General features: G+C 63.5%; 19 protein-coding genes. 10 read left to right on the forward strand and 9 right to left on the reverse strand.

Annotated elements, in window-relative coordinates; all coding sequences use genetic code 11:
- Positions 1-8: 8 nt before the first annotated feature.
- The 4 genes from OJ996_RS18690 to OJ996_RS18705 form a co-directional block, all read right to left on the reverse strand.
- Positions 9-1,139: a hypothetical protein gene (locus tag OJ996_RS18690; protein ID WP_264515174.1), complete on the reverse strand. Its 1,131-nt coding sequence runs from the start codon at positions 1,137-1,139 to the stop codon at positions 9-11.
- A 71-nt stretch (positions 1,140-1,210) separates the two neighbouring features.
- On the reverse strand, positions 1,211-1,774 hold the full coding sequence (locus OJ996_RS18695; RefSeq protein WP_264515175.1) for a 2'-5' RNA ligase family protein: 564 nt from the start codon (positions 1,772-1,774) through the stop codon (positions 1,211-1,213).
- A 54-nt stretch (positions 1,775-1,828) separates the two neighbouring features.
- Positions 1,829-4,579 (reverse strand): ATP-dependent DNA ligase, encoded by a 2,751-nt coding sequence (locus OJ996_RS18700; RefSeq protein ID WP_264515176.1) that lies wholly within the window; start codon positions 4,577-4,579, stop codon positions 1,829-1,831.
- Between the two features lie 88 nt (positions 4,580-4,667).
- Positions 4,668-5,573: a tRNA1(Val) (adenine(37)-N6)-methyltransferase gene (locus OJ996_RS18705; protein WP_264515177.1), complete on the reverse strand. Its 906-nt coding sequence runs from the start codon at positions 5,571-5,573 to the stop codon at positions 4,668-4,670.
- Between the two features lie 169 nt (positions 5,574-5,742).
- Between OJ996_RS18705 and OJ996_RS18710 the strand changes: the two genes are divergently transcribed.
- From OJ996_RS18710 to OJ996_RS18725, 4 genes are all read left to right on the forward strand, one after another.
- Positions 5,743-7,110 (forward strand): hypothetical protein, encoded by a 1,368-nt coding sequence (locus tag OJ996_RS18710; RefSeq protein ID WP_264515178.1) that lies wholly within the window; start codon positions 5,743-5,745, stop codon positions 7,108-7,110.
- 62 nt (positions 7,111-7,172) lie between these two features.
- Positions 7,173-7,928: a DUF2071 domain-containing protein gene (locus tag OJ996_RS18715; RefSeq protein ID WP_264515179.1), complete on the forward strand. Its 756-nt coding sequence runs from the start codon at positions 7,173-7,175 to the stop codon at positions 7,926-7,928.
- Positions 7,925-8,680 carry a class I SAM-dependent methyltransferase gene (locus OJ996_RS18720; RefSeq protein WP_264515180.1) on the forward strand — a complete coding sequence of 252 codons (756 nt, stop codon included), beginning with the start codon at positions 7,925-7,927 and terminating at the stop codon, positions 8,678-8,680. Before OJ996_RS18715 ends, OJ996_RS18720 begins: the two co-directional genes overlap by 4 nt.
- A 161-nt stretch (positions 8,681-8,841) precedes the next feature.
- Positions 8,842-9,105 carry a hypothetical protein gene (locus OJ996_RS18725; protein WP_264515181.1) on the forward strand — a complete coding sequence of 88 codons (264 nt, stop codon included), beginning with the start codon at positions 8,842-8,844 and terminating at the stop codon, positions 9,103-9,105.
- Here OJ996_RS18725 and OJ996_RS18730 read toward each other — a convergent pair.
- Positions 9,084-9,494: a DoxX-like family protein gene (locus OJ996_RS18730; protein ID WP_264515182.1), complete on the reverse strand. Its 411-nt coding sequence runs from the start codon at positions 9,492-9,494 to the stop codon at positions 9,084-9,086. The two genes, OJ996_RS18725 and OJ996_RS18730, sit on opposite strands and share 22 nt — an antisense overlap.
- 139 nt (positions 9,495-9,633) lie before the next feature.
- Here OJ996_RS18730 and dnaX point away from each other — a divergent pair, with 139 nt between their 5' ends.
- The 4 genes from dnaX (at position 9,634) to polX (ending at position 14,364) form a co-directional block, all read left to right on the forward strand.
- Positions 9,634-11,199 carry a DNA polymerase III subunit gamma/tau gene (gene dnaX, locus OJ996_RS18735; protein ID WP_264515183.1) on the forward strand — a complete coding sequence of 522 codons (1,566 nt, stop codon included), beginning with the start codon at positions 9,634-9,636 and terminating at the stop codon, positions 11,197-11,199.
- Positions 11,200-11,227: 28 nt separating this feature from the next.
- Entirely contained in the window at positions 11,228-11,530 is a 303-nt protein-coding gene (locus OJ996_RS18740; RefSeq protein WP_264515184.1) for a YbaB/EbfC family nucleoid-associated protein, read from the forward strand.
- 29 nt (positions 11,531-11,559) lie between these two features.
- Positions 11,560-12,567: an endonuclease/exonuclease/phosphatase family protein gene (locus OJ996_RS18745; RefSeq protein WP_264515185.1), complete on the forward strand. Its 1,008-nt coding sequence runs from the start codon at positions 11,560-11,562 to the stop codon at positions 12,565-12,567.
- A gap of 63 nt (positions 12,568-12,630) precedes the next feature.
- A complete protein-coding gene (gene polX / locus OJ996_RS18750) occupies positions 12,631-14,364 on the forward strand; it encodes a DNA polymerase/3'-5' exonuclease PolX (protein ID WP_264515186.1) in 1,734 nt (577 codons plus the stop codon).
- A gap of 69 nt (positions 14,365-14,433) precedes the next feature.
- Here the strand turns inward: polX and OJ996_RS18755 are convergent, their stop codons facing one another.
- The gene (locus OJ996_RS18755; RefSeq protein ID WP_264515187.1) at positions 14,434-16,293 is read right to left on the reverse strand and encodes a choice-of-anchor tandem repeat GloVer-containing protein; all 1,860 of its coding nucleotides are present in this window, start codon (positions 16,291-16,293) and stop codon (positions 14,434-14,436) included.
- Positions 16,294-16,501: 208 nt separating this feature from the next.
- Here OJ996_RS18755 and OJ996_RS18760 point away from each other — a divergent pair, with 208 nt between their 5' ends.
- Complete coding sequence (locus tag OJ996_RS18760; RefSeq protein WP_264515188.1) at positions 16,502-18,097, forward strand: OpgD/OpgG family glucan biosynthesis protein; 1,596 nt, start codon at positions 16,502-16,504, stop codon at positions 18,095-18,097.
- 13 nt (positions 18,098-18,110) lie between these two features.
- Here OJ996_RS18760 and OJ996_RS18765 read toward each other — a convergent pair whose 3' ends face one another.
- Positions 18,111-18,737: a lipocalin family protein gene (locus OJ996_RS18765; RefSeq protein WP_264515189.1), complete on the reverse strand. Its 627-nt coding sequence runs from the start codon at positions 18,735-18,737 to the stop codon at positions 18,111-18,113.
- Between the two features lie 46 nt (positions 18,738-18,783).
- Complete coding sequence (locus tag OJ996_RS18770) at positions 18,784-19,236, reverse strand: cupin domain-containing protein (protein WP_264515190.1); 453 nt, start codon at positions 19,234-19,236, stop codon at positions 18,784-18,786.
- Positions 19,237-19,358: 122 nt separating this feature from the next.
- Between OJ996_RS18770 and OJ996_RS18775 the strand changes: the two genes are divergently transcribed.
- On the forward strand, positions 19,359-21,308 hold the full coding sequence (locus OJ996_RS18775) for a choice-of-anchor Q domain-containing protein (protein ID WP_264515191.1): 1,950 nt from the start codon (positions 19,359-19,361) through the stop codon (positions 21,306-21,308).
- A 2-nt stretch (positions 21,309-21,310) separates the two neighbouring features.
- Here OJ996_RS18775 and OJ996_RS18780 read toward each other — a convergent pair whose 3' ends face one another.
- Positions 21,311-22,015 (reverse strand): pseudouridine synthase, encoded by a 705-nt coding sequence (locus tag OJ996_RS18780; protein ID WP_264515192.1) that lies wholly within the window; start codon positions 22,013-22,015, stop codon positions 21,311-21,313.
- Positions 22,016-22,068 lie beyond the last annotated feature (53 nt).

A 22,068-nucleotide genomic window follows, 5' to 3' on the forward strand; every position in this document is an offset into this window, starting at 1 on the left:
CACCCTGCTCACTGCCCCCGCGGGATTCTCGGTGCCAGGTGCGGGATCAACGGCGAGTCGGGATTCTTGTCCATCCAGTCCCGGGCGGCGGCCATGTCAGCATCGCCGCGGATCGTCATCTCGACGAAGCCTGTAAGATATCCGAGATCCAGTTCCGAATCCTTGGAACCCTTACTCGCGGCATCGAGAAGGCGGAGCTTGTCGGGAACATAGTAGTAGCGGTACTTCTCGAGCACCGTCTGGGTGAGTTTGTTAGGATCACGCCCATACTGTTGGAGCTTCGTCATCACCTCGCAGGCCTGATCCACATCGCGGGAGTGATCCGCCTTCCAAAGCAACTTCTGGGTAGCCTCGTGGAAGAGATCACCTGCAAGCTGAGCATTCGCCGCATTCGAGGTGTCCAGTGTGGAAGCGTATTGAAGCACCGGTTCCAAAGCCTGCACTCCCCCGTTCTGCACGACGTTCCAGACCAGATTGCCGGCACAGCCCTTGCGTTTGTCGGCAGGAAGCTCGTCGAGGAGTTTGAGCGCATCCTGAGGATTGCTCAATGCGGCGCCGGAAAGAACGGCGGCATAGTGATCACTGTTCGTCTTATGACCATCCGCTTCCACCTTCTTCAACCATTCAATCGCAGCACGGGGATCCTTGGAGGCCCAGCCGTAGAGGGTTTGCCAAGAGCGGACGTTGCGCTTGTCGAAGTTGTCGTCGAGGTAGGTATCCATTACGTCCGCCCCTGCCACTTGCCCGGCGCGGAAGAGCGCCAGCTTCCACTCGTCGGCCGGATCCCTACCGCTGTCCTCGGAGATCTTCCCGAAGGTTGCGATCACTTCACGCCAGTTGTCGGCGGTCATGTGGAGCAGGCATTCCGAAAGCAGGCGCCGGATCTCGACCGGATCGGTCATCGTGGCAGCTTGCTCGGTGAAAGCCGCGAGCTGATCGGAGCCCGCTTGGCGAATTGCGGCTACACCCGGGTGAATCGAAGCGGAGTTGCGCGTGGACTTGGCGGAACGCGGGGCTCCGGCCTCAGGTGCGGAAGCATCCGTCCCGGCTTCCGGAACCGACGAGAGAGGCCCTTTGCCCAGAATGATGCCGAGAGCCAAACCGGCCACCAAGAGAGCAGCCGAAGACAGTTTTTTCATTGACCCTCAGAGATAATGAGAACGCTGAAGGTGTAAATGGATTTCAACGACAGCGTATCGGATGAGGTCCCCTAGAGGCTCCCGCCGAGCATCCAGCGTCCCAGTTCAACGTGCTCGGTTTGCCCCACGAGACTGCGGACAAGAATCAGCTCGTCCACACGCCATTCCACCGGTGGAACCGGCTCCTCCTCGAAGCCCGCGGAGGGATAGGCGAGGGACGCATGCGGAGTGAACTTCGGCCTCCGCTCCGGAGCTCCCATGGCAAGCCAGTGCAGGTGATGGAGATCGGCATTCGCTTCCTCGCTCACGAGCGCCAAGGGGCCGTTCGAGAATGGGAGAACTGCATCGAAGCTCACATCGAAAGGTGTGACGAGAAGAGCCGCGGTCTTGCAGATGCGGCGGATCTTCTTCAGATCCTGCGGTTTCAGATCCTCGAAGTTTCCGAAGGACCGCAAGGTGATGTGGAGAATTTCCGGTGGCCGCTTCTTCGCCCTCACGCCGTGCCTGCGGCAGTGGAGATCGGTGAAACGATAGAGATGCTGCGCGGTAAGGGCGTCCGGGCGAACCACCGCGAACACATCCGCGCGAGTCTTCCGCGCCGGAGGCATGTCGAAGAGAAGTAGCTGCTCGTCCATTGCCGCCGAATGACGCGCAGGATCGCGGGTTTTCCAGCAATCTTTAGCACTTCCTTAGCTATCCACCAGGGATCGGGCGTATTGCAGCGTGTCGATCTCATCCGGAGTCTTGTCGCGGCGGATGGCGTGGATGCGGGGGAAACGCAGCGCGAGCCCTGAGTCGTGACGCTTCGAGGCTTGGATCGAATCGAAGGCAATCTCTAACACCAGGTTCGGCTCGACGATATGCTTGCGCCGTTCCGTGGAAAGCGTGTGGCGCTTGAAATACTCGGTGAGTTCCTCGATCTCGACATCGGTCAGGCCCGAGTAGGCCTTGCCGATGACGCGAAGTTGGCCGCTCACCTGATCTCTGACTGCAAAGGTGTAGTCGGAGAGAACTTCCGCGCGTTTGCCGTGGCCCTGCTCCGCGGCCACGACCACGCAATCGAGAGTGCTGGAGGTCTTCAGCTTCAGCCATGCCTTCCCGCGACGCCCCGGTGAATAGGTGCTCTCCGGATCTTTCGCGATCAGACCTTCGTGCCCTTCCGCACGGGCTTGCTTGAAAGCGGCCTGCACCGCATCGGCATCCGCATCCGAGCGCAGGAGCTGGATCGGCACGATCGCGGGATGAACCTGCCCGATCCCCGAATCATCCAACAAGGTGCGGCGCTTCAGAAGCGGCTCGCGCAGCAGATCCGATTCATTCAGCCAGAGGAGATCAAAGGCAATGAAGCTGACCGGAGGCAGGGACGATCCATGACCATCTCCCGCATCCGATGAGGCAGCAAAAAGATCCGACTGCGCTACCGTGATGCGCCCGAGGCGGGTCTGTAGATCATGGAAGGTCAGGCGCTTGCCCTCGGCATAAGCGATGATCTCTCCATCCAAGATGAAATCTCCCGGCAAGGTGAGCGCGGCATGCAACAACTCGGGGAATTCGGCATCCAGCGGACGCAGATCGCGCGAGTAAAGCGCGGCACGGTTGCCCTGCTTATGCAGTTGCGCGCGGATGCCATCATACTTCGGCTCCAGCCAGATCCCGCGAGTGGCGGCGGCCCCTTGACTCACGTAGTCCACCAGTGCGGCAGCATCGGGCATCGGAGACGCAAGCATCACCTTCACCGGCACGAAGGGGCGAAGAGCGGCTTGCTCCAAGCGCTTGTGCTTGGCCAGTCTGGCGGTCTCCCCGAGATCGCCGGTGAGCATGTGTGCATTCCGGACTGCGGCGGGCTCCGCGCTGAAGGCGGTGGCCACGGCGTCCTCCACCAGACCTTCTTTCAGGCCGATCCTCAGATCACCTGTTAGAAGCTTCACGAGGGTTTCACCCTCCGCGGGATGAAGCGTCCGCAGACGGGACGAAAGCAACTCGATCTTCGCCAAGGAACCCGGCGCGGTCGCCAGCTCCGTGAAGAAGGCGGCAAGACCTTCCAACGTAAGCGGCTCCGGCTTCAGCGGTAGCTCCTGCAGGAAGAGGCGAGTGGTGCGGGCGGCATCATTCTGCGAGAGCGAGATCTCGCGGTAGCGCTCTTCCCGCGCACCGGGCAGCTTAAGCAGGGCGCGGCGGAGTGTGGCGGAACCGGCGTAAACCGCACGGCGATCGGCGGCACGCGGCAGGGCTCGGCCTGTTAGCCAGCTCGCGGCGAGCACGAGGTCATCCTCGCTCTCCAATCCTTTGAGATAGGCGGCTAGGTGGCGGATCTTTTCGAGGCGGCTGCTGGTCTCCCCCGTCAAGCGGCACAGGCTGGTGAAATCCGCTAGAGCACAGATCGGTCTTACATGGCGGGCGCTTGCCGTGGTCTGCACCCCGCTGCCAGTCATCACACCGCGGGCGGATGGCGGAGAAAGCGCGAGCTCCAACTGATCATTCCCCGAGGCGGACCAGGCATCCTGCCCACGGAGACGCAACTCGGCGGCGAACTCGCGGGTATAGCCGTGCACCGTGAGGATCTTCTTCGGCCTCACGCGCTGGATGCACTCCATCAGCCCCGGATAGTCGGCGTGATCGGAAAGCGGGATCGCCTCATCCACCCGGTAGCGGAAGGTGGCGCCCGGCACCATGGCCCAACCGCTGAGCATCGCCACGCGGCGGTTACCCACGGCACGGAGAAGTTTCGACCGGACCGCATTCGGCGGGGCGATCACAGCATGGCCGGGCGGCACGGGGCCATCGAGAAGGATAGGCTCCGGTAGGCAGGACACCCCGGCCTCCAGGCAGGCCCGGGTCATATCTGCCACATTCGGATGCAGCACGGCCGGGATCTCGTTTGCATGCAGCAAGGCCAGAGCCTCCTGTGCCTTGCCTAGCGAGTAACCTAGCAGCACAGGCACCTCGCCATCGGCCAAAGTATCGTGGACGAAACGCAAAACTGCCGACTCCACTTCCATCTGCGAGGGGAAGTTGAACTGGGGAAGGCCGAAGGTCGTCTCCAAGATCAGCAGGTCAGCCTGTTGGAATACCACCGGTTCCGAGGTGCGGCCCTTCCGGACCTTGAAATCACCCGTGTAGAGCATCGTGGCGCCGTCCGCCTTGCGGGTCACATGCAGCATGGCCGAGCCCGCGATGTGTCCCGCCGGGAGCAGGCGCAAGCGGAAGCCATTTCGTTCCACGACCGTGTGGAACGCAGCCGGTTCCAGCTTTTCGGCTGCGACCCCGTAGCGGCAGCGGACCAGTGCGGCGGTCACCGTCGAGCACAGGGCCTTATCGTGGCGGGCGAAATGGTCGGCATGGGCATGCGAGACGAAGGCCCACGGCTGTGCATCCCACGGATCCAGCCATAAATCGGCCTCGGGGACATACAAACCGCGTTGGAACCGGACTTCTATCACGCCTTGGAGGAAGGTGGCCGCGGATCAAGGCCGGGCCAAGCGGGAAGAGCAAGGAATGACAGAGGGGGCAAAGCGCAATCTTCCCATCTCATCCGACGGAATGCCCGCCATGAGCCTCGCCATCGAGGAAGCCGAAGCGACGGCGGACTCCCGCCATCTCCGCGGTGAGGCGGCCGCTCTGCTCGCGCACCGTGAGCGGGGCCTCGACCTCGGTTGTCTTGCCAGCCTCATCGGCATGCTGGCAGGCGAAGAGGGTGAAGAGCGGCGCGAGCGTCTCGCGAGGCACCACATCCCGCATCCTAACGGTTCCCAATCCCGCCGCAGCGATGCCATCGAGGGCGCGCTGCTTTTGCGGTGAGGGAAAGCACAGCACGAACCACCCCCCGGGAGCGAGGTGCTTCACCGCGGCCCGTGCATAATCGGAGACATCCCCGCGCAGCTCGAAGCGGGCGTGGGCCTTCTGGGAATCCTGCGGTACGACCCCGGCATTCGCAGGGAAATAGGGCGGGCTGCCGGTGACCAAGGGAAAGTGGCGGCCCAGCGCCAGATCCCGGAGGTCGCCACGCGAGCAATCGACGCGGTGACGGATGCCGTTCGCATCGAGGTTGGTTTGGAGCAGGCGATAGCTGATTTCCTGCGCCTCCACGCAGGTCAGATGCGCGGACTCCCCCATTCCCCAGAGCGTGAGCAAGCCCACGGTGCCGATGCCCGTGCCCAAATCGAGATGCTCGGTGACTGCCGGAGAAACCTGCAGGGCATACCACGCGGTCAGCACATCATCGATCGAATGGCGGTGACCGCCCTTCCGCTGGGCGATCAGCCATCCGGCCGCGCCGCCCGCGTCGTCCTGCCATGGCTCGCGGTCGAGGCCGTTCGGGCCGGTCAGCGCATCGAGGGTAATGCGCTCGCCGAACTCCTGCTCTAGCCGGGCGCGCTCCGCCTGCCAGCGTTCCATGCCGGAAAGAGATGCTGGATCGTGAAGAGGCGAGGACATGGCGGGCGGCGATCCTTTGCGGTGAAAAGGCCGCGGGGAAGCGCGAAGTTCCCCTGCCGTGATCCGCGATTGTGATCCACGTGCCAGCCCCTCAGCCTTCGCCACCTGCGGTGCGATCCAGATGGGATGGTATTGAATCCTACCCCGACCTTGTTCTAACTTCCTCGCCATGAACCCAAGCTGGTGGAAGGGCGGCGCCGTGCTCGGCTTGGTGGCACTGGCCTATCTAACCGGGCGCTACCAAGCTCCGGATGCCGACGCTGGCGGTGCCGTGAAGGATTCCCGAGCGGGGGCCTCATCCGAAGAAACCGCATTTGCCGAAAGCAAGACCGGACGGCAGACGAAGAGCGAGCGGCAGCTCAGCGGCTTCAAGTCGGCGGTCCCCTTCGCCCCGGGCGGGGCACGGGAGTGGTTCATGACGAAGGGTCGGGAGAACTGCGAGGACAGCTTCACCGGCCTGCTGCAACTGATCCAGAACTGCGCCACGCTTGACGAACGCGCGGCGGAAGAACTGGCGGTGGAACTGCGCGATATCCTGAAACTTTACGATGCAGGTGACCCGGAAATGCGTGCCGCCTTCGACGGCGACGACCTTCAGGAACGCGGCCTGGCGGCCACCGTGTTCCGGCTTTCCCAGCTGAATCCGCAAGCCGCCCTGCGTTTCCTTCAGGAAAGCCCCGACATCGACCGCCGTGGAGAAATGCTCGAGATGGTATTCGCCAACGCTGCTCTGAAAGATCCCGCCGAGGCCAAGGCTCTGCTCTCCGGTTTGGACGACAAGATGCTGCGCGGTGCCATGGAAGGAGTGATGGGGACGCTGACGGGGAAGAATCCCCAAGCGGCCTTCGACCTGCTCTCCGGCTTCACCCAAGCGGACTTGGATGGAGAGCGAAGGAAGTTCGTCGAGAAGATCACCAAGGACGATCCGGCGCAGGCGATCAAATATGCCCAGACCTGGGTGAAGTCCGGGCGGGACGCCCGACTTGTGGGCTCCGTGGTGGACGATTGGATGCGCACGGACCCCGAGGCTGCCCGTGCCTTCGGCGAATCGTATCGCGGTCCAGGCGAAGCGAGAGTGAAAGGCATCCTGATCAAGCACGCTGCCGAGACCGATCCGCGCAAAGCCGCCGAGGCCTTCGCCGCGCTCGGCACGGAAGCCGCGAACATGGGGGACACGGGGATCATCGTGGCGAAGAAATACGTCGCGGCGGATCTTCCCGGCGCCCGCGTGTGGATCGACAGTCTCCCCGCCGGACAGGCCAAAGATCTCGCCACCCAGGAACTTGTCGACCGCTGGGTGAAGTCCGAGCCCTTGGCTGCTGCCGACTGGATCGACAAGATGCCCGCCGGTCCCCAGCGCAACGATGCCTCGATCAAACTGATCAACTCGATCCGCATGCGCTATCCTCAGGAAGCCCTCGACTGGGCCGGCTCACTCTCGGACCAGAAGCAACGCGAGACGATGCAGCAACATGTGCTCGAAGGCTGGAAGGAAATCGATCCGGAAGCTGCCGAGGCGGCGGGGAAGAAACTCTAGTTCGCGAGATATGGCGATTGTGGCGGCGGATGCATTCGGATACGGATGGCTCCACCCGAGCGATGAATTATCTCAAGCGCCACCCCTTCCCGGTCGTGGCCCATTTCGACCGGGTGGTGGCCGTTTCCTTCGCGTTTCCACAGGAGATCTTGCGACCGATGGTGCCGGAAGGACTGGAGATCGATGCCTATGAGGGATTCGGCTTCGTGACGGTGGCGATGGTCTGGACGCGCAAGCTGCGTCCTGCGGCGTTTCCGGCCTTCCTCGGACATGATTTCTTCCTCGCGGGCTATCGGATCTTCGCCCGGCTGCAGGATGAATCGGGGCGCCGTTTGCGCGGGCTCAAGATCCTGGGCAGCGAAACGGACAAGCAGCGGATGGTGCTGCTCGGCAACCTCATGACCGGCTACAACTACTCGCGGGTGAAGCTGGATATCGAGACCAGCGGCACGGTCACCCGCATCCGCACCCGGCGCGATGACGGGCGCTGCACGCTGGACCTGAGCTTCGACGACTGCGGCGGCGAGATCGGTCTGCCGGAAGGCTCGCCTTTCCCCGATTGGCGCACCGCCCGCCGCTTCGCCGGGCCCATGCCCTTCACCTTCAGTCCGCAGGGCGATGGGTCCTTCGTGGTGATCGAGGGAGGCCGGGCCGAATGGACGCCGCGGCCGGTGCGCCTGCTGGATTGGCAGGTCGGAATCTTCCAAGACTCACCGCTCGCGAAGGCGACGCCCCTGCCCGCGAATGCCTTCGCCGTGAACAACATCGCCTACCGCTGGGAACGCGGTCGCGTGATCACACCACCTGCCACCGCATGAAGCAGCGCACGCCATGGCAGGGAATGCTGACCGTATTCCGCTTCAACTGGCCGCTCTATGTGGCAGCGGCCCTAGTTCTGTTAGGGACGATTGCGGGAAGTATTCTCATCGATCCGTTGTGGCTGAAGTTGGCCTGCGTGGCGGCCGCCATCGGCGCCGCTTATTTCATTTTCGTTTCATTGGGCGTCTCGCATCTGGTTTACGATCGCTCGGACCTCTATGGCTGGCGCTGGTGCGAACGGGCTCTCGCAGGCGCGAACTCGCAGGACATCGTGGTCTGTCACTCAGGCTTCGATGAAGTGTCGGAGGCGCTTTCTAACAGACTCCAGCCGGCGAGCTGCACGGTGCTTGATCACTACGATCCGGCTCTGCTCACCGAGCCCTCGATCCACAAGGCGCGGAAGCTCTACCCGCCGACCCCGGCAACCTTGGCGGCGTCCTTCGACCGCTGGCCGCTTCAGGATGCTTCCGCGGATGCCATCTTCGGGCTGCTAGCGATTCATGAGTTCCGCAGTCTGGAACAGCGCGGTCGCTGGTTTGCGGAGGCGCGGCGCTGCCTGAAACCCGGCGGACGCATCGTGCTGGCGGAGCACCTGCGGGACCCGGCGAACTTCATCGCCTTCGGCCCCGGCTTCCTGCACTTCCACTCTGCCGCAAACTGGCGACACTGCTGGGAGCTGGCCGGGCTGAGGACTGTGGATGAATTTTCCGTCACCCCTTGGGTCCGCTTCTTTGTGATCGCCTTGCCATGATCGAGCTTCTCACGCTTTTGCTACGCATCGCCGGAGTGGGCTTGATCCTGCTGGCGCTGCTTCACATCCCGATCGGGAAGCAGCTCCGCTGGAAGGAGGACTGCTAGCAGCTCACACCGGTCAACGAGTCCGTCTTCTTCGTCCACACGCTCTTCATCTGCGTGGTGCTGGTGATGATGGGCCTGCCCTGCCTGATCCAGCCGGGGATCTTCGTCCTGCCCACCGCAGCAGGGGCATGGCTTTCATGGTCATTCGCCGCCTTCTGGTTGATCCGGCTTTACAGCCAATTCTTCGTCTATCGGGCGGATCTCTGGCGCGGCAAGCGCATGGAGACGGTGGTTCACTGGTGGTTCAGTTTCCTTTGGACGGCGCTGGCGGGCCTCTTCGCCACCTGCGGCGCGGTTCAGCTGGGTTGGTTAGCCTGAGGTGCTTGGCGGGTCGCGCTGTACCATCCGAGCGCAAGGAAACCGAGATTGAGCAGCACCATCCCGGGTGCCGAGATCAGCAGATCGGGAGCGCGGGCGATCTCCAGCGTATTCATGGTAACGATCGCCAGAGTCTGGACCGCTGCACAGGTCCGCGGCCAGCGGTGGGAAAAGGCCCAGAGCCCGAGCAGAATCTCGGCGACACCCACGGCCCGCGTCGCAATCACCGCCAGATCATCCCCGAGCACCCGCGCCACGATCATGCGGTGCCGCGGAATCCCGTCGAGCAGCTTGCTGTAGAGTCCGTGGAACACCCATACCGACCCGATCAAGATCCGCAAGGCGAGGAAGAGCCGGTTTTGAGCGCGCGGGCCGATGAGCCGAGCCAAGCTTCCCACGGCACTCCGCGCCAGCCAGAAAGTCGCAGGCAGGCCCGCAATCCCTTGATTCCCTAGCGGAAATCAGGAATCCGGGCCTGCGGCAAAACCGGGTGCTGACAAACTCCCATTCCCCCCTACCCTCGCGCGCGTGAGCTATCAGGTCTTCGCCCGGAAATACCGCCCGAAAACGTTCGACGACGTCCTCGGTCAGGATCACGTGGTGCGCACCCTGAGGAACGCGATCGCCCAGAAGCGCCTCGCCCACGCCTACCTTTTCGTCGGTCCACGCGGCACCGGCAAGACCACCACCGCCCGGATCCTGGCCAAGGCCCTGAACTGCACCGGCGGGCCCAAGGCGGATTTCGATCCGGATGAAGATGTCTGCGTGGAGATCGCCGAGGGCCGCTCGCTCGACGTGCTGGAGATCGACGGTGCCTCGAACAACTCGGTGGACGACGTCCGGAACATCCGCGAGTCCGTCCGCTTCGCCCCGGCGCGGGGTCAGTTCAAGATCTACTACATCGACGAAGTTCACATGCTCTCCACGGCAGCCTTCAATGCGCTGCTCAAGACGCTGGAAGAGCCGCCGGAGCACGTGAAGTTCATCTTCGCGACCACCGAGGCGCACAAGGTGCTGCCGACCATTCTCTCCCGCTGCCAGCGCTTCGACCTGCGGCCGATCCCGACCGAGATCATCGCCAAGCACCTGCTACACATCGCGCAGAATGAAGGCGTGAATCTGCACGAGTCCGCCGCTTGGGCGATCGGCAAGGGCGCGGACGGCGGCATGCGTGACGCCCAGTCGATGCTCGACCAGCTGGTGGCCTTCTGCGGTGACACGATCACCGAGGCGAACGTGCTGGATATCTTCGGCTTCACCTCGCGCGAGACCGTGGCGACCGTGCTCGGCAGCCTGCTGGCGCGCGATACCCCGAAGGCGCTCTCCACCGTGCAGCGCGAGGCGGAGGCGGGTCGCGAGCTTTCCCAGCTGTTGGGCGAGCTGATCGGCGGCGTGCGCGCCCTGCTGGTTTCCCGCTTGGACAGTTCGGCCGGTGGCGATGGTATTCCTGCCGAAACTTGGACCGCTCTCAAAACCGCCGCGGAGGCCTATCCGCCGGAGCGACTGCTCTCCGTGATCGATGTCTTCGCCGAGACGGAGAGCCGGATGAAGTGGGCGTCGAACAAGCGACTGCACCTTGAGATCGGCCTGATCAAGGCGGTGCAGACCCTCGGCGAGGTTCGGCTCTCGGATGTCATCAAGGTGCTCGCCGGTGCCACCGAACACCTGGCCGCGCCGGTGAGCTACGCTCCGACTGCTGCCGCGGCCTTGCCCGCTGCCATCGTGGAGGTGGCGGCGATACCGGCACCCGCGCCCGAGCCAGCCGAACCCGTGGCATTTGTTCCGTCCGAGCCCGCCCCGGTGCTGGTTCCCCCGCCGGAGCCAGAGCCCGAGCCGGTGGCTGAACTGACTCGGCCCGTTCAGGAAACTCCGAAGGTGGAAGGAGTGGTCTTCTCGCTCGACGAATTGATCGCGAATGCCCCGGACGATCCGGAGCCCGAGTTTGAGCCGGTATCCGAGGCCCCGCCGTGGAAGCCGGAGCCGGACGCGCCACCGGAACCACCGACTCCGAAAGTGGACCCGATGGAAGAATTTTATAAGGATCCTCTCATCCAAACTGCTTTGGAAATGTTCGAAGCGACCTTGAAGAAGTAAACCAGTCCCCAACTCTTCAATCTTTCCCATGAATATCCAGAAACTCATGAAACAAGCGCAGCAGATGCAGGCCGGAATGGCCGCTGCGCAGGAGGAACTTTCGCGCAAGACCGTCGAGGCCAGTGTCGGCGGCGGCAAGGTCACCGTGGTGGCCACCTGCGCGGGCGATGTGCAGTCGATCAAGATCGACAAGTCCGTGGTCGATCCGGAGGACGTGGATTTTCTCCAGGATCTCGTCCTGAAGGGCGTCCAAGAAGCCATCAACAAGGGCAAGGAAGTCTCCTCCACGGAGATGAAGAAGCTCACCGGCGGCATGGGCCTGCCATTCTGAGCGAGTCACTCGCCTTCCTCCCCCACGAGATGAGGTACTCCCGCTTCAGCCGCAGAGCCGGATGGAGCCTCGTCGGCTTGTCGCTGCTGCTCCACCTCATCACGGTCTTCGCCTTCGCGCGGCAACCGGAGTGGATGGCGGCTTTCACCGTGATGCCGATCTGGGTGTGGAGCGGCATCGGGCTCGTGTTTTCGATCACGGCCTTCTGGTTCCTGCGGGCACCGCTCTCGCTCTGGGTCACCGGGATCTGGGCGGTGACCGTCCTGATCGGCTCGGACGAAGCCCGTGTGATCGCGAATGTCGGCAAGTCCGCGCCCGAGCCCGGTCCCGCCGGCTTGGCCGATGGCCAGCCTCTGGTCCGGGTGCTCACGCTGAACTGCAAGTTCTTCAACTACGGCGGCGGCAGTGATCCCGCTACGGACATCCAGCGCTGGGAGCCGGATATCGTGCTGCTGCAGGAGGCCATGCCCTACCACGTGAAGCACGTGGCCGACCGGCTTTATCACGGCCGCGGCGACTACCGCTCGCACAAGGACAATGGCGTGGTGACCCGCTGGAAAATCACCCGCGAGGTGCGCAATCCACTCTATCGCGACCAGCAGGTAACGATCATGAAACCGGATGAGACGCTGATCGAGGTGGTCAATGTCCATCTCGCGACTGCCGCCACCGACCTGCGCCTCTGGAATAGCGAATGCTGGCGCACCCACAGCGAGAACCGTATGGTGCGGGGCACCGAGCTCTGGCACACGCTCCAGATCCTCGCGGATACGGCTCCGGGTCGTCCTGCCATCCTCGGCGGCGACTTCAATGCCCCGCCATCCGATCCGATCCAGAGCTTGCTCAAGGCGAACTTCGAGGACGCCTTCATCAAGGCTGGCACCGGCTGGGGCAATACCTACCAGCGCCGCATCCCGATCCATCGCATCGATCAGATCCATGCCTCGCGCCAGTTCCGCGCCATCCGCTGTGCCGCGGTAACGACGAAACGCAGCGACCATCGTATGGTGGTGGCAGATTTCCTGCAGGTGCCTTGAATTTGCCATCATCCCGCGAATTTTCCGGCTGTTCCCCGCGAGATGGTTTCCTAGCCTGCGCGCATGCCCGTCACCCGAGAGCGCATGGCTGCCGTTTTGGAGGAGATCGCCCTCCTGCTGGAGATCCAAGGGGAGAACCCTTTCAAGGTCCGCGCCTATCGCCAGGGAGCCGATGTGGTGAAGGGCTTCGATGGCGACATCGTGGCACTGGCGGAGGCGAACATGCTCACGGGTATCAAGGGCTTGGGCGATGCGCTGCGCGACAAGCTGCATGAGCTGGCCACAACCGGTGAGCTTGGCTTTCACAAGAACCTCCGCGCCGACTATCCCGACAGCTTCTTCGAGCTCTTCGAACTCGAAGGTCTCGGCCCCAAGAAAATCGCCCTGCTGAACAAGGAGCTGGGCGTGAACTCGATCGGCTCGCTCAAGACCGCCTGCGAGGCCGACAAGGTGGCGGGCCTGAGCGGCTTCGGGGCGAAGACGCAGACGAAGATTCTCGATTCCATCGCGCGGCTCGCCCAGGCAGCCACGGCCTTTCGCATCGATGTAGCCACGCTGGCGGCCGAGGAGATCTTGGAAGAGCTGCGGCGTCACCCTGCGGTCCTGCGTGCCTCCGTGGCGGGCTCGATGCGCCGGGCAAAGGAGGTGGTGCGCGATCTCGATTTCATCGTGGCCACCAGTGAACCGGCGGAGCTCACCAAGTTCTTCTCCACCCTGCCCCAGGCCAAGGAGATCATCGTGCTGGGCGACACCAAGTGCTCGATCCGCACGGAGGCCGGGTTGCAATGCGATCTGCGGGCGGTTTCTAACAGCCAGTTCCCCTTCGCGCTGCAATACTTCACCGGCAGCAAGGAGCACAACGTGGCGATCCGTTCGCTGGCGCTGAAGCACGGTTGGTCGCTCAACGAATACGGCTTCACCGGCGAGAACCCGCCGACGGTGAACGAGGAGAGCGACATCTACAAGGCGCTGGGGCTCGACTTCATCCCGCCCGCGCTGCGCGAGAACCGCGGCGAGATCGAGGCCGCCGACGCCGGGAAGCTGCCCCGCCTGATCGAATGGGAGAACCTGCGCGGCACTTTTCACACCCACACCACGGAATCCGACGGCAAGTCCACCCTGGCCGCGATGGCCGCTGCCGCGGAAGAACTAGGCCTGCAGTACTTGGGCATCTCCGATCACTCGAAGTCATCCCCGCAGGCGAACGGGCTGGATCAGGCCCGCCTGGCAGCCCAGATCGTCACCATCGCGAATTGGAACACGGAGTTCGCCCACGAAGGCTTCCGCCTCTTCGCCGGTTCCGAGGTGGACATCCTCAAGGACGGTTCGCTCGACTTTGATGACGAGCTGCTGGCCCAGCTCGATTTCACGGTCGCCTCGGTCCACAATGCCACCACCCTCTCCGAGGACGAGATGACCAAGCGGATCATCCGCGCGATGGAGAATCCCTACATCACCATGCTCGGTCACATGACCGGCCGCCTCCTGCTGCGCCGGGATGCCTATGCGGTGAACCATGAGAAAATCATCGATGCCGCTGCCGAGACCCGCACGGTCATCGAGCTGAACTGCAATCCGAAGCGCCTCGACATGGACTGGCGCTGGTGGCACCGCGCGCGCGACAAGGGCGTGCTCTGCTCGATCAACCCGGATGCTCACTCCACGCAGCAGATCCAGTTCATCAAGTTCGGAGCGGAGGTGGCCCGCAAGGGCTGGCTGCGCCGCGAGGATGTGCTGAACACCAAGCCGCTGGCCGAGATGACGGAGTGGCTCAAGCTGCCGAAGCAGCGCCGCTGAACGAGTGAGGGCCGCGACGCCATGCGCCGCGGCCCCTTGTTTCCGGGGGAAAAACCTAAAGCCCCGAGATTACTTTGGAGAGCAGGTGGCCGAGTAGGTCGCCGAGCCGTCCACGGCCGTCGCGATCACTTGCGGAGAACTGCCGCGCACCAATCCGAGGTGCAGGTTCACCGGTGTCTTGCCTTTCGACTTCAAGCTGATGTCGGCGGAGTCGGAGACATCGAGCGAACCCTTGCCGGTATACTTCTTGCCACCGATCACCAGGATGGCGGTCACGCTGTTCTTCTTGCCGAACTTCACGGTCAGCGGTGCCGCAGCGACTTCAGGTGCCGTGGCTTGCCCCGTGAATACACCGCTCGCCGGAGACTTGACCGAGATGGTGCCCGTGGAGACGCCTGACCCGTCCGACAGGTGGTAGCTCACGACCCCGCTGCCCGGGTGGGCCGCCGTGGTGCTCACGCTCACCCGCTGGCCCTTCGGCGTGCCCACCACTTCGGCGATCAGGCCTTCCGCGGCTTCCACTCCGATGATGGAGAGCGTGCCGCCATCGGTATCGCGGTCGTTCGCCAGCACGTCGACCACCACTTCACGCACGCCATCCTTCGCCTTGGCCGGAAGCCAAGCCGTGTCTGGCTTCGCAAGCGGCAGGAAGTTCTCCACGCTGGTTTGGGAGGTGCGGACACGGAAGGCCTTCGGCAGCACGCTGTCCGGCAGACGCTTCTTTTTCTTCGGATCCCGGGCCCCGGAGGCATCGCGGGAAGCGGACGCACTGGTCTCGGGGACCTGGCTTTCCGCGTAAGCGGTGAGCCCGTAGAGGACATCATCCGCCCCGGCAAACAGCCACTTGAGGCGGCTGCGATAGTCCGCCGGGAAGTTATAGAGGATGGTGGTTCCCTCACCCTCGACGTGCTTGTAGATGAAGCCGCCGTCTTCTTCCCCACCATAGAGGGACACCCCGTAGAGGCCATCCGCCTTCTCGATGGGGGAGGTCAGGTAGACGCTTCCCGTTTCCTCGGTCTCGATCTCGGCGACCTCGGTGACGGTGCCGGTGTAGCTGATGTGGAGCAGCTCGTCCTCCGTATTGGCATGGAAGCCGTCATCGGTGGGCACCAGCCGCCACACGTGATCCTGCAGCGAATCGAACTCGGCCAGCACGGTCACCGTTCCCGCGTCCTCCAAGCGGAAGAATCCGCCATAGGTGAAGCGGAAGCTGCCGAAAGGATTCACCGGACCACCGATGCCGGTGGTGCCGTAGATCTTGCCATCCTGGCCGAGAACCAGTTCAGCCGGGCTGCTGAAATCGAAGCGGGTTCCGGGTGGGACCTCGGTATTCGGCGGAATGCTCTCCGGATCCTCGAATGCATGTACGGTCTCGAAGACACCGTTCGTGCCGATGCGGAAGATCGTGCCGCCGCCTTGCGGTCCGCCGTCCCCCATCACGCCGTAGATGACGCCAGCAGGGGTGACAATGAGGCGATAGGCACCGTAGCCATCCACCGACGCATTGATATCATGCAGGACGCTGAAAACGCCGTCCGGGGAGATACGGTAAATGGTCCCGTGGGTATGGGCGCCGCCATAGCTGGTGGTGCCGTAGAAGGCCCCGTCCGGCCCGAGCTGCAGGCCGGTGGCCGGGTTGGCCCCGCCATAGTTCGGCACGCCGGCATCCGCAATGGTACCGAAGGTGTAAAGCACCTCCGCATCCGAGCCGGGGGCGAAGCGGAAGATCACCCCGGACTTGGCGGAGTTGGACCAACGGGCCGCGCCGTAGAAGTAACCGTCGCCACGATTCACGAGGTCTCCGGTCGGCTCGTAGAGGGAGCTGAGAACCTGGACCTCATCGACGATCGCGCCTTGGGCGAAGACCGACTGGAGGGAGAGAGGGGCCGCCGCCAGGACGGGCCACAGGAGGAGTGGATTTAGTTTCATGAGGGCTCGAACGCTGGTGATCCGTTCAACTGCCCACAATTCCTTTTGAGTGAACTTTCCATGAAGCGCAGATGTATCTCCGGTCAAGGAATGAAGAAGGTAGTAACAACATACCCACGCCATCCCGACATCGACCGCACAGCCCTCTTCCGACGCGCTCTTGCAAGCAGCCATCCCTCCTGCCAGATTCTTGCCAAGCCTCTTCTCCATGACCCACTGCCGCCACCTTTCCGCCGCTATTTGCTTGGCCTCCGCCATTCCCGCGCTGCTCTCCGCGAATGACGCCACCTTCGAAGCCGTGAAGGAGAAGGCGCGCGGCTTGGCCGCCAAGCCCTATCAGGCGTCGGCTAACAAGCTCGACGACTTCTGGGCGAACCTCAGCTACGACCAGCACCGCGACATCCGCTTCAAGATGGAGTCCGGCCTGTGGTGGGACGAAAGTCCCTTCTCCATCGACTTCTTCCACCCCGGCTGGACCGCGAAGAAGACTGTCTCCCTCTACGAGGTCAAGGAGGGCGAGGACAAGGAGCTGAAGTTCGACACCTCGCTCTTCGACTACGGTAAGCAGAAGGTCCCCTCCGCCGTGCCCGCCCCGCCGGGCTATGCCGGCTGGCGCGCGCGCACGCACCTGAACTCGAAGGACTACATGGACGAGTTCCTCGTCTTTCTCGGTGCCAGCTATTTCCGCGCGATCCCTGCCAAGTCGCCCTATGGGCTTTCCGCGCGCGGCCTCTCGATCAATAGCGGCCTGCCCGGCGTGCCGGAGGAGTTCCCGGACTTCACCGAGTTTCATCTGGAGAAGCCCGCGAAGGACTCCAAGTCCATGACCGCCGTCGCCCTGCTCGAAGGCGAGAGCGTGGCCGGTGCCTACAAGTTCACGGTTACGCCCGGCACCGAGACGGTGATGGATGTGGAGGCGGAGCTCACCCTGCGCCGCCCGGTCCAGCAGCTCGGCCTCGCGCCCTTCTCCAGCATGTTCTGGTTCGGCGAGAACACCCACCCGCGCCCGTATGACTTCCGCCCGGAGGTGCACGATAGCGATGGCTTCCTGATGGAGCTCGGCAGCGGCAATCTCCACTACCGCCCGCTGGAGCATACCCACAACCAATTCCGCCACTGCGTCTTCACCATGGAGAAGCCACGCTCCTGGTCGCTGGTGCAGCGGGACCGCTCCTTCACCTCCTATCAAGACGTGGAGGCCGGCTATCACGATCGCCCCACGGTGAAGGTCGAGCCGGTCGAAGGCTTCGACAACGGCAAGCTGCACCTGATCGAGATGCCTACCATCGACGAGACGAACGACAACGTCATCCTCGTCTGGGAACCCACGCCCGCGCCGGAGATCGGCAAGCCCTTCCGCTTCCACTATCGCCTCCACTGGGTGCGCGACCTGCCGCCCACCGGTCTCTTCGCCGCGAAGGCCACCCGTGCCGGCAACCCCGTGCAGAAGCCGGACGAAGTGCTGGTGAGCATCGACTTCGCCAAGCCGCTCTATCCGGAGAAGAAGGTCGGCGATCCGAAATGGGATGACATCTCAAAGTTCAAGCCGGTCGTGACCGTGAACCAAGAGGGTGTGAAGCTCATCCACGTGGGTCTCACCGATTTGAGCATGCCGAACGTGGATGACCTCCCCGCCGGCCTCGGCCGCAGCGAGACGGTCCACATGCCGCAGGTGCTACGCGCCTTCTTCGTGCTCGATCCTGGCAAGGGTGTGAACGACATCGACATGACCTGCGAGCTGCAGGACGAGTCCGGCAAGGTGGTCTCCGAGCGCTGGGTCTACCTCTGGAAGCGCACGCACTGAGGGGACCGAGCACCTATCGCTTCTTCCCTGCCGGTCGCGCCGATGCGACTGGCACGGTGGCCCGCCCGCGTTTCTCGATCTTCGTGTGGCCGTCGATCACCAGCGCGTTCATGTCGAAGCCTTGGCCGGTCGCGACCGTCTTCATGCGCTCGAATTCCTTGGCCGGGATGGTGGCGGAGCGGGATAGGAACCACAGGCTCTTGCGATCCGGCGTGCCGACGATGACATGGCGGTAGTCCGGCGAGAGATCGATGATCCAGTAGTTCCCCTCCTTGGGAGCGGGGATCGCCTTCGAGTACCAGTTGTTCGGGAATGTCACCTTGAGCCGGTTGGCAGTGGCATCCACGGGGGTCGCCACGCCTTCGATCTTGCGGCTTGATCCATCCGCACGGATGCAGGTGTTCACCACCTTGATCGTGCCGTCCTTGTTCTTCGAATACTCCGCCGTGGCCGATTCGCAGCCGCTCTGGAACCACTTGGGATAGCGCGCGATCTCGAACCATTTCCCCGCATAGCGGTCCACGCTCACTTTCCCGGTGGTCTTCAGCGGCTTGGCAGCGGCCCCGCGCCCGCCATCGGCAGCGCAGGAGCTCAGGACGGCGGCGAGGGCGAGAGCGGGAAGGCAGAAACGAGGGGTCATCCTGCAAGCTAGATCAAGCCTGCAGGATTTTCAAAGCGAGCTTTTGTCAGTGAACCAACTCGATTCCGTGCTGCGCGCAGAGGGCTGCTGCGGATTCCGGATTGAAGCGCCCGCTGCGGGACAGTTCGTCGGCATCGCGGAAGAACTTCTCGTGCCCGCCGGGGGTCGCGACGGCGATGAACTCCGCGTCCTCCCCCGATTCGTTCCAGAAGCGGTGATTCACCCACGGGGCCACCGTCACGGTATCGCCCTCGTGCAGTTCGGCTTTCTGGCCATCGGCTTCCACGCTGAGGCATCCGCGCAGTACATGGAAGCGCTCGATCTCCGCGTGACGGTGCAGCGGGGCACCCGTGCCGGGCCGGGCGAAGATCCTCGTCACTAGGCAAGCTCCGCCCGTATCGGCGGATTCAGCGACGATATTCACGCGCACGCCGAACACATCGAGGTTTGCTGCGGGCTGCGCTCTTTCCAAGGTCCACGCCGGGGTATCGGTTGTCATAGCTCGCTTTCAGGCTATCCATTGAGGGTCCTCTCGCCAATACCACCAAAGATGGCATCCTTGAGGGTCCGCATTTCAAGCGCTTGTCGCCTGGTTGAAGCACCACCTAGCATCCACGACAGATGACACTCCGCGAGATCGCTGCTTCGGCCTTCGCTATCTGCTCAGGAATCGCTTCCGCCGCGGACTACCACGTGAGTCTGTCCGGGCTCGACACGAATCCCGGCACGCAGGGCCAGCCCTGGCGCACGATCCAGAAAGCGGCGGCCACGGTGGTGGCGGGCGATACCGTCCACATTCACGCGGGAATCTACATTGAGCGCGTCACGATCGAGAATCGTCACGGCAGCGCCGCACTTCCGATCGTCTTCAAGAAGTTCGCGGCAGATACAGGCAGCGTCATCATCTCGCAGAGCGGCGTGACCCCGCCCGACGATCTCACCGCCGTGCTCGCGATCCGCAACTGCGATCACCTCGTGGTGCGGGACCTTGAGATCGCGGATTACAAGACCGCGGGCACTGCCGCCGAGCAGCGCGCGCAGTTGCCCGTCGGCATTCATGTCAGCGGCAGCGGCACCGGCATCCAGATTCGCGGCTGCAAGGTTCACGACATTTGGCAAAGCAGCCCGACCCAGAACAACTACAACGCGAACGGCTTCGGCATCGCGGTGTATGGCGAGCAATCCTCGCCGATCGATCAACTCGTGATCGATGGCTGCGAGGTCTACAACCTCCGCACCGGTGCCAGCGAATCCCTGGTGCTGAACGGCAACGTCACCAACTTCGCCGTCACCAACAACATCGTCCGCGACTGCAACAACATCGGCATCGACTTCATCGGCTTCGAGGGCACAAACCCGGTGGAAGCACTCGACCAGGCGCGCAACGGCATCTGCTCCGGCAACGTGGTTTTCCGCATCGATTCGAAGTTCAACCCGGTCTATGGCGGGAACTTCACCACCGGCGGAGGTAATGCCACCCGCAGCGCGCCGGGTCTCTACGTCGATGGCGGGCGCGACATCATCCTCGAACGCAATCATGTCTACGATTGCAACTTCGCCATCTCCATCGGCAGCGAGAACACCGGCAAGGTGGTGAGCGGGGTTACGGTCCGCAACAACGTCTTCCACCACTGCCACGTCGGCGGCATCGTGGTCGGAGGCTCGGAAACCACCAACGGCGGCACCACGAACAGCAGCTTCACCCACAACACGATCTACGGCAACGACACCGTCTCGCAAGGCGGTGGCCAGTTCTCGATCCAGAATCACGTGAGCGGCCTCACGGTCCGCCGCAATGTGATGGTATCCACCTCCTCCTTCTCGCAATTCATCCTGAAAGGGAACAACACCGGCAGCGTTGCCGCCGGAGCCATCGACTGGAATCTCTACTACGCCCCGCCCGGCGGCAGCTTCGAGTTCATCTCGAACAACACCGCGCGCACCAGCTTCGCCGCATGGCAGAGCGCCAGCGCGCAGGACACCCACTCCAGCCTCATCACGACATCTCCGGGCTTCGTGGGCAGCACACTGACAGCGGCTTCCCCTGCCGCCGATTTCGCCATCACCGCGAGCTCTCCTGCAAAGGACACGGGCGACAGCGCGGCGCTACCCTTTACCCCGGCAGCGAATGAGAAAGACTATCGTGGCCGCAGCCGGATTGCGGGAGGCCGCGTGGATATCGGGGCCTTCGAGTTCATGACCGCGCTCCAGGAGTGGCGGGACATCCACTTCACGCTTCCCGATGGTGGACCCGGAGCAGGCAGCGAGGAAGACCCGGATGGCGACGGAGTCTCCAATCTGATCGAATACTCACAGGGCATGAACCCGGTACTAGCGGATCGCAGCGCCCTGCCCGCGACCACCCGCACGCAAGACTCCCTTCGCTTCACCTATCGCAAGGCCGTGCCCGGGCTGAGCTATGCCGTCGAGAGCAGTGGCACCCTGGGATCCTGGTCCCCTGCCCTGTCACCCGAGCAAAGCGACGGTCTCGGCCTCTTTTGGCGCGACCTCCCGCTCAGCGCGGGCAAGCAGTTCATCCGCCTGAAGGTGAGCTCGCCCGAGACTTGGTGAGCTCAGACCGCGGCCACCACCTCGCCGGAGAGCTCCGGGAAGCAGCGCAGGAAATCCGGATCATGCGGAGCCTCGATCCGCAGCATCTCGCCGGTGTAGGGGTGCGAGATCTCCAGCACTTTCGCCTGCAGGAGCATGCGGGTGCCGGTGCCGAGAAGGCTGCCCAGCTCATCCGAGCGATCCACGCCGGCATAGCGGTAGTCGCCCACGATCGGGTGACCATCGTCCACGAGGTGGCGGCGGATCTGGTGGTAACGCCCCGTGTAGGGCCGTGCCTCCAGCAGCGAGAGGCTCAGGTTCGGCATCTCCGGGAAGCTCCCCGCCTCCGCCACCAGCAGGCGTTGGAAATCCGTGCGGGCACTCAGCGGCGGCTCGTCCTGGGATTTCTGCAGCGCACGCTCGCAGCACCAGCGCTCCGGCGTCACGCCATCCACCACGGTTAGGTAGGTCTTCTGCACCCGCCGCTGCTCGAAGGACTGCTGCACGATCGCGCAGGTCGCCCGGTCGCGGGCGAAAAGCAGGACCCCGGAGGTCGGGCGATCAAGGCGGTGCACCACGTAGACCTGCTGGTCCAGCTCGTCCCGCACGCGCTTCATCGCAATCCACTCCGGCGATTCCTCATCACGCCCCGGGTGCACGATCATCCCCGCCGGCTTGTCGATCGCGACAAGGTGCTCGTCCAGGAATAGGATCCGCAGGGGCAACATGCGGCGCTGGCATGACCGGCCCGCCGCCCCAAGTCAACCCCGCGGGCGGGCCG

The sequence above is a fragment of the Luteolibacter rhizosphaerae genome, assembly GCF_025950095.1.
Taxonomy (GTDB): Bacteria; Verrucomicrobiota; Verrucomicrobiia; order Verrucomicrobiales; family Akkermansiaceae; genus Haloferula; species Haloferula rhizosphaerae.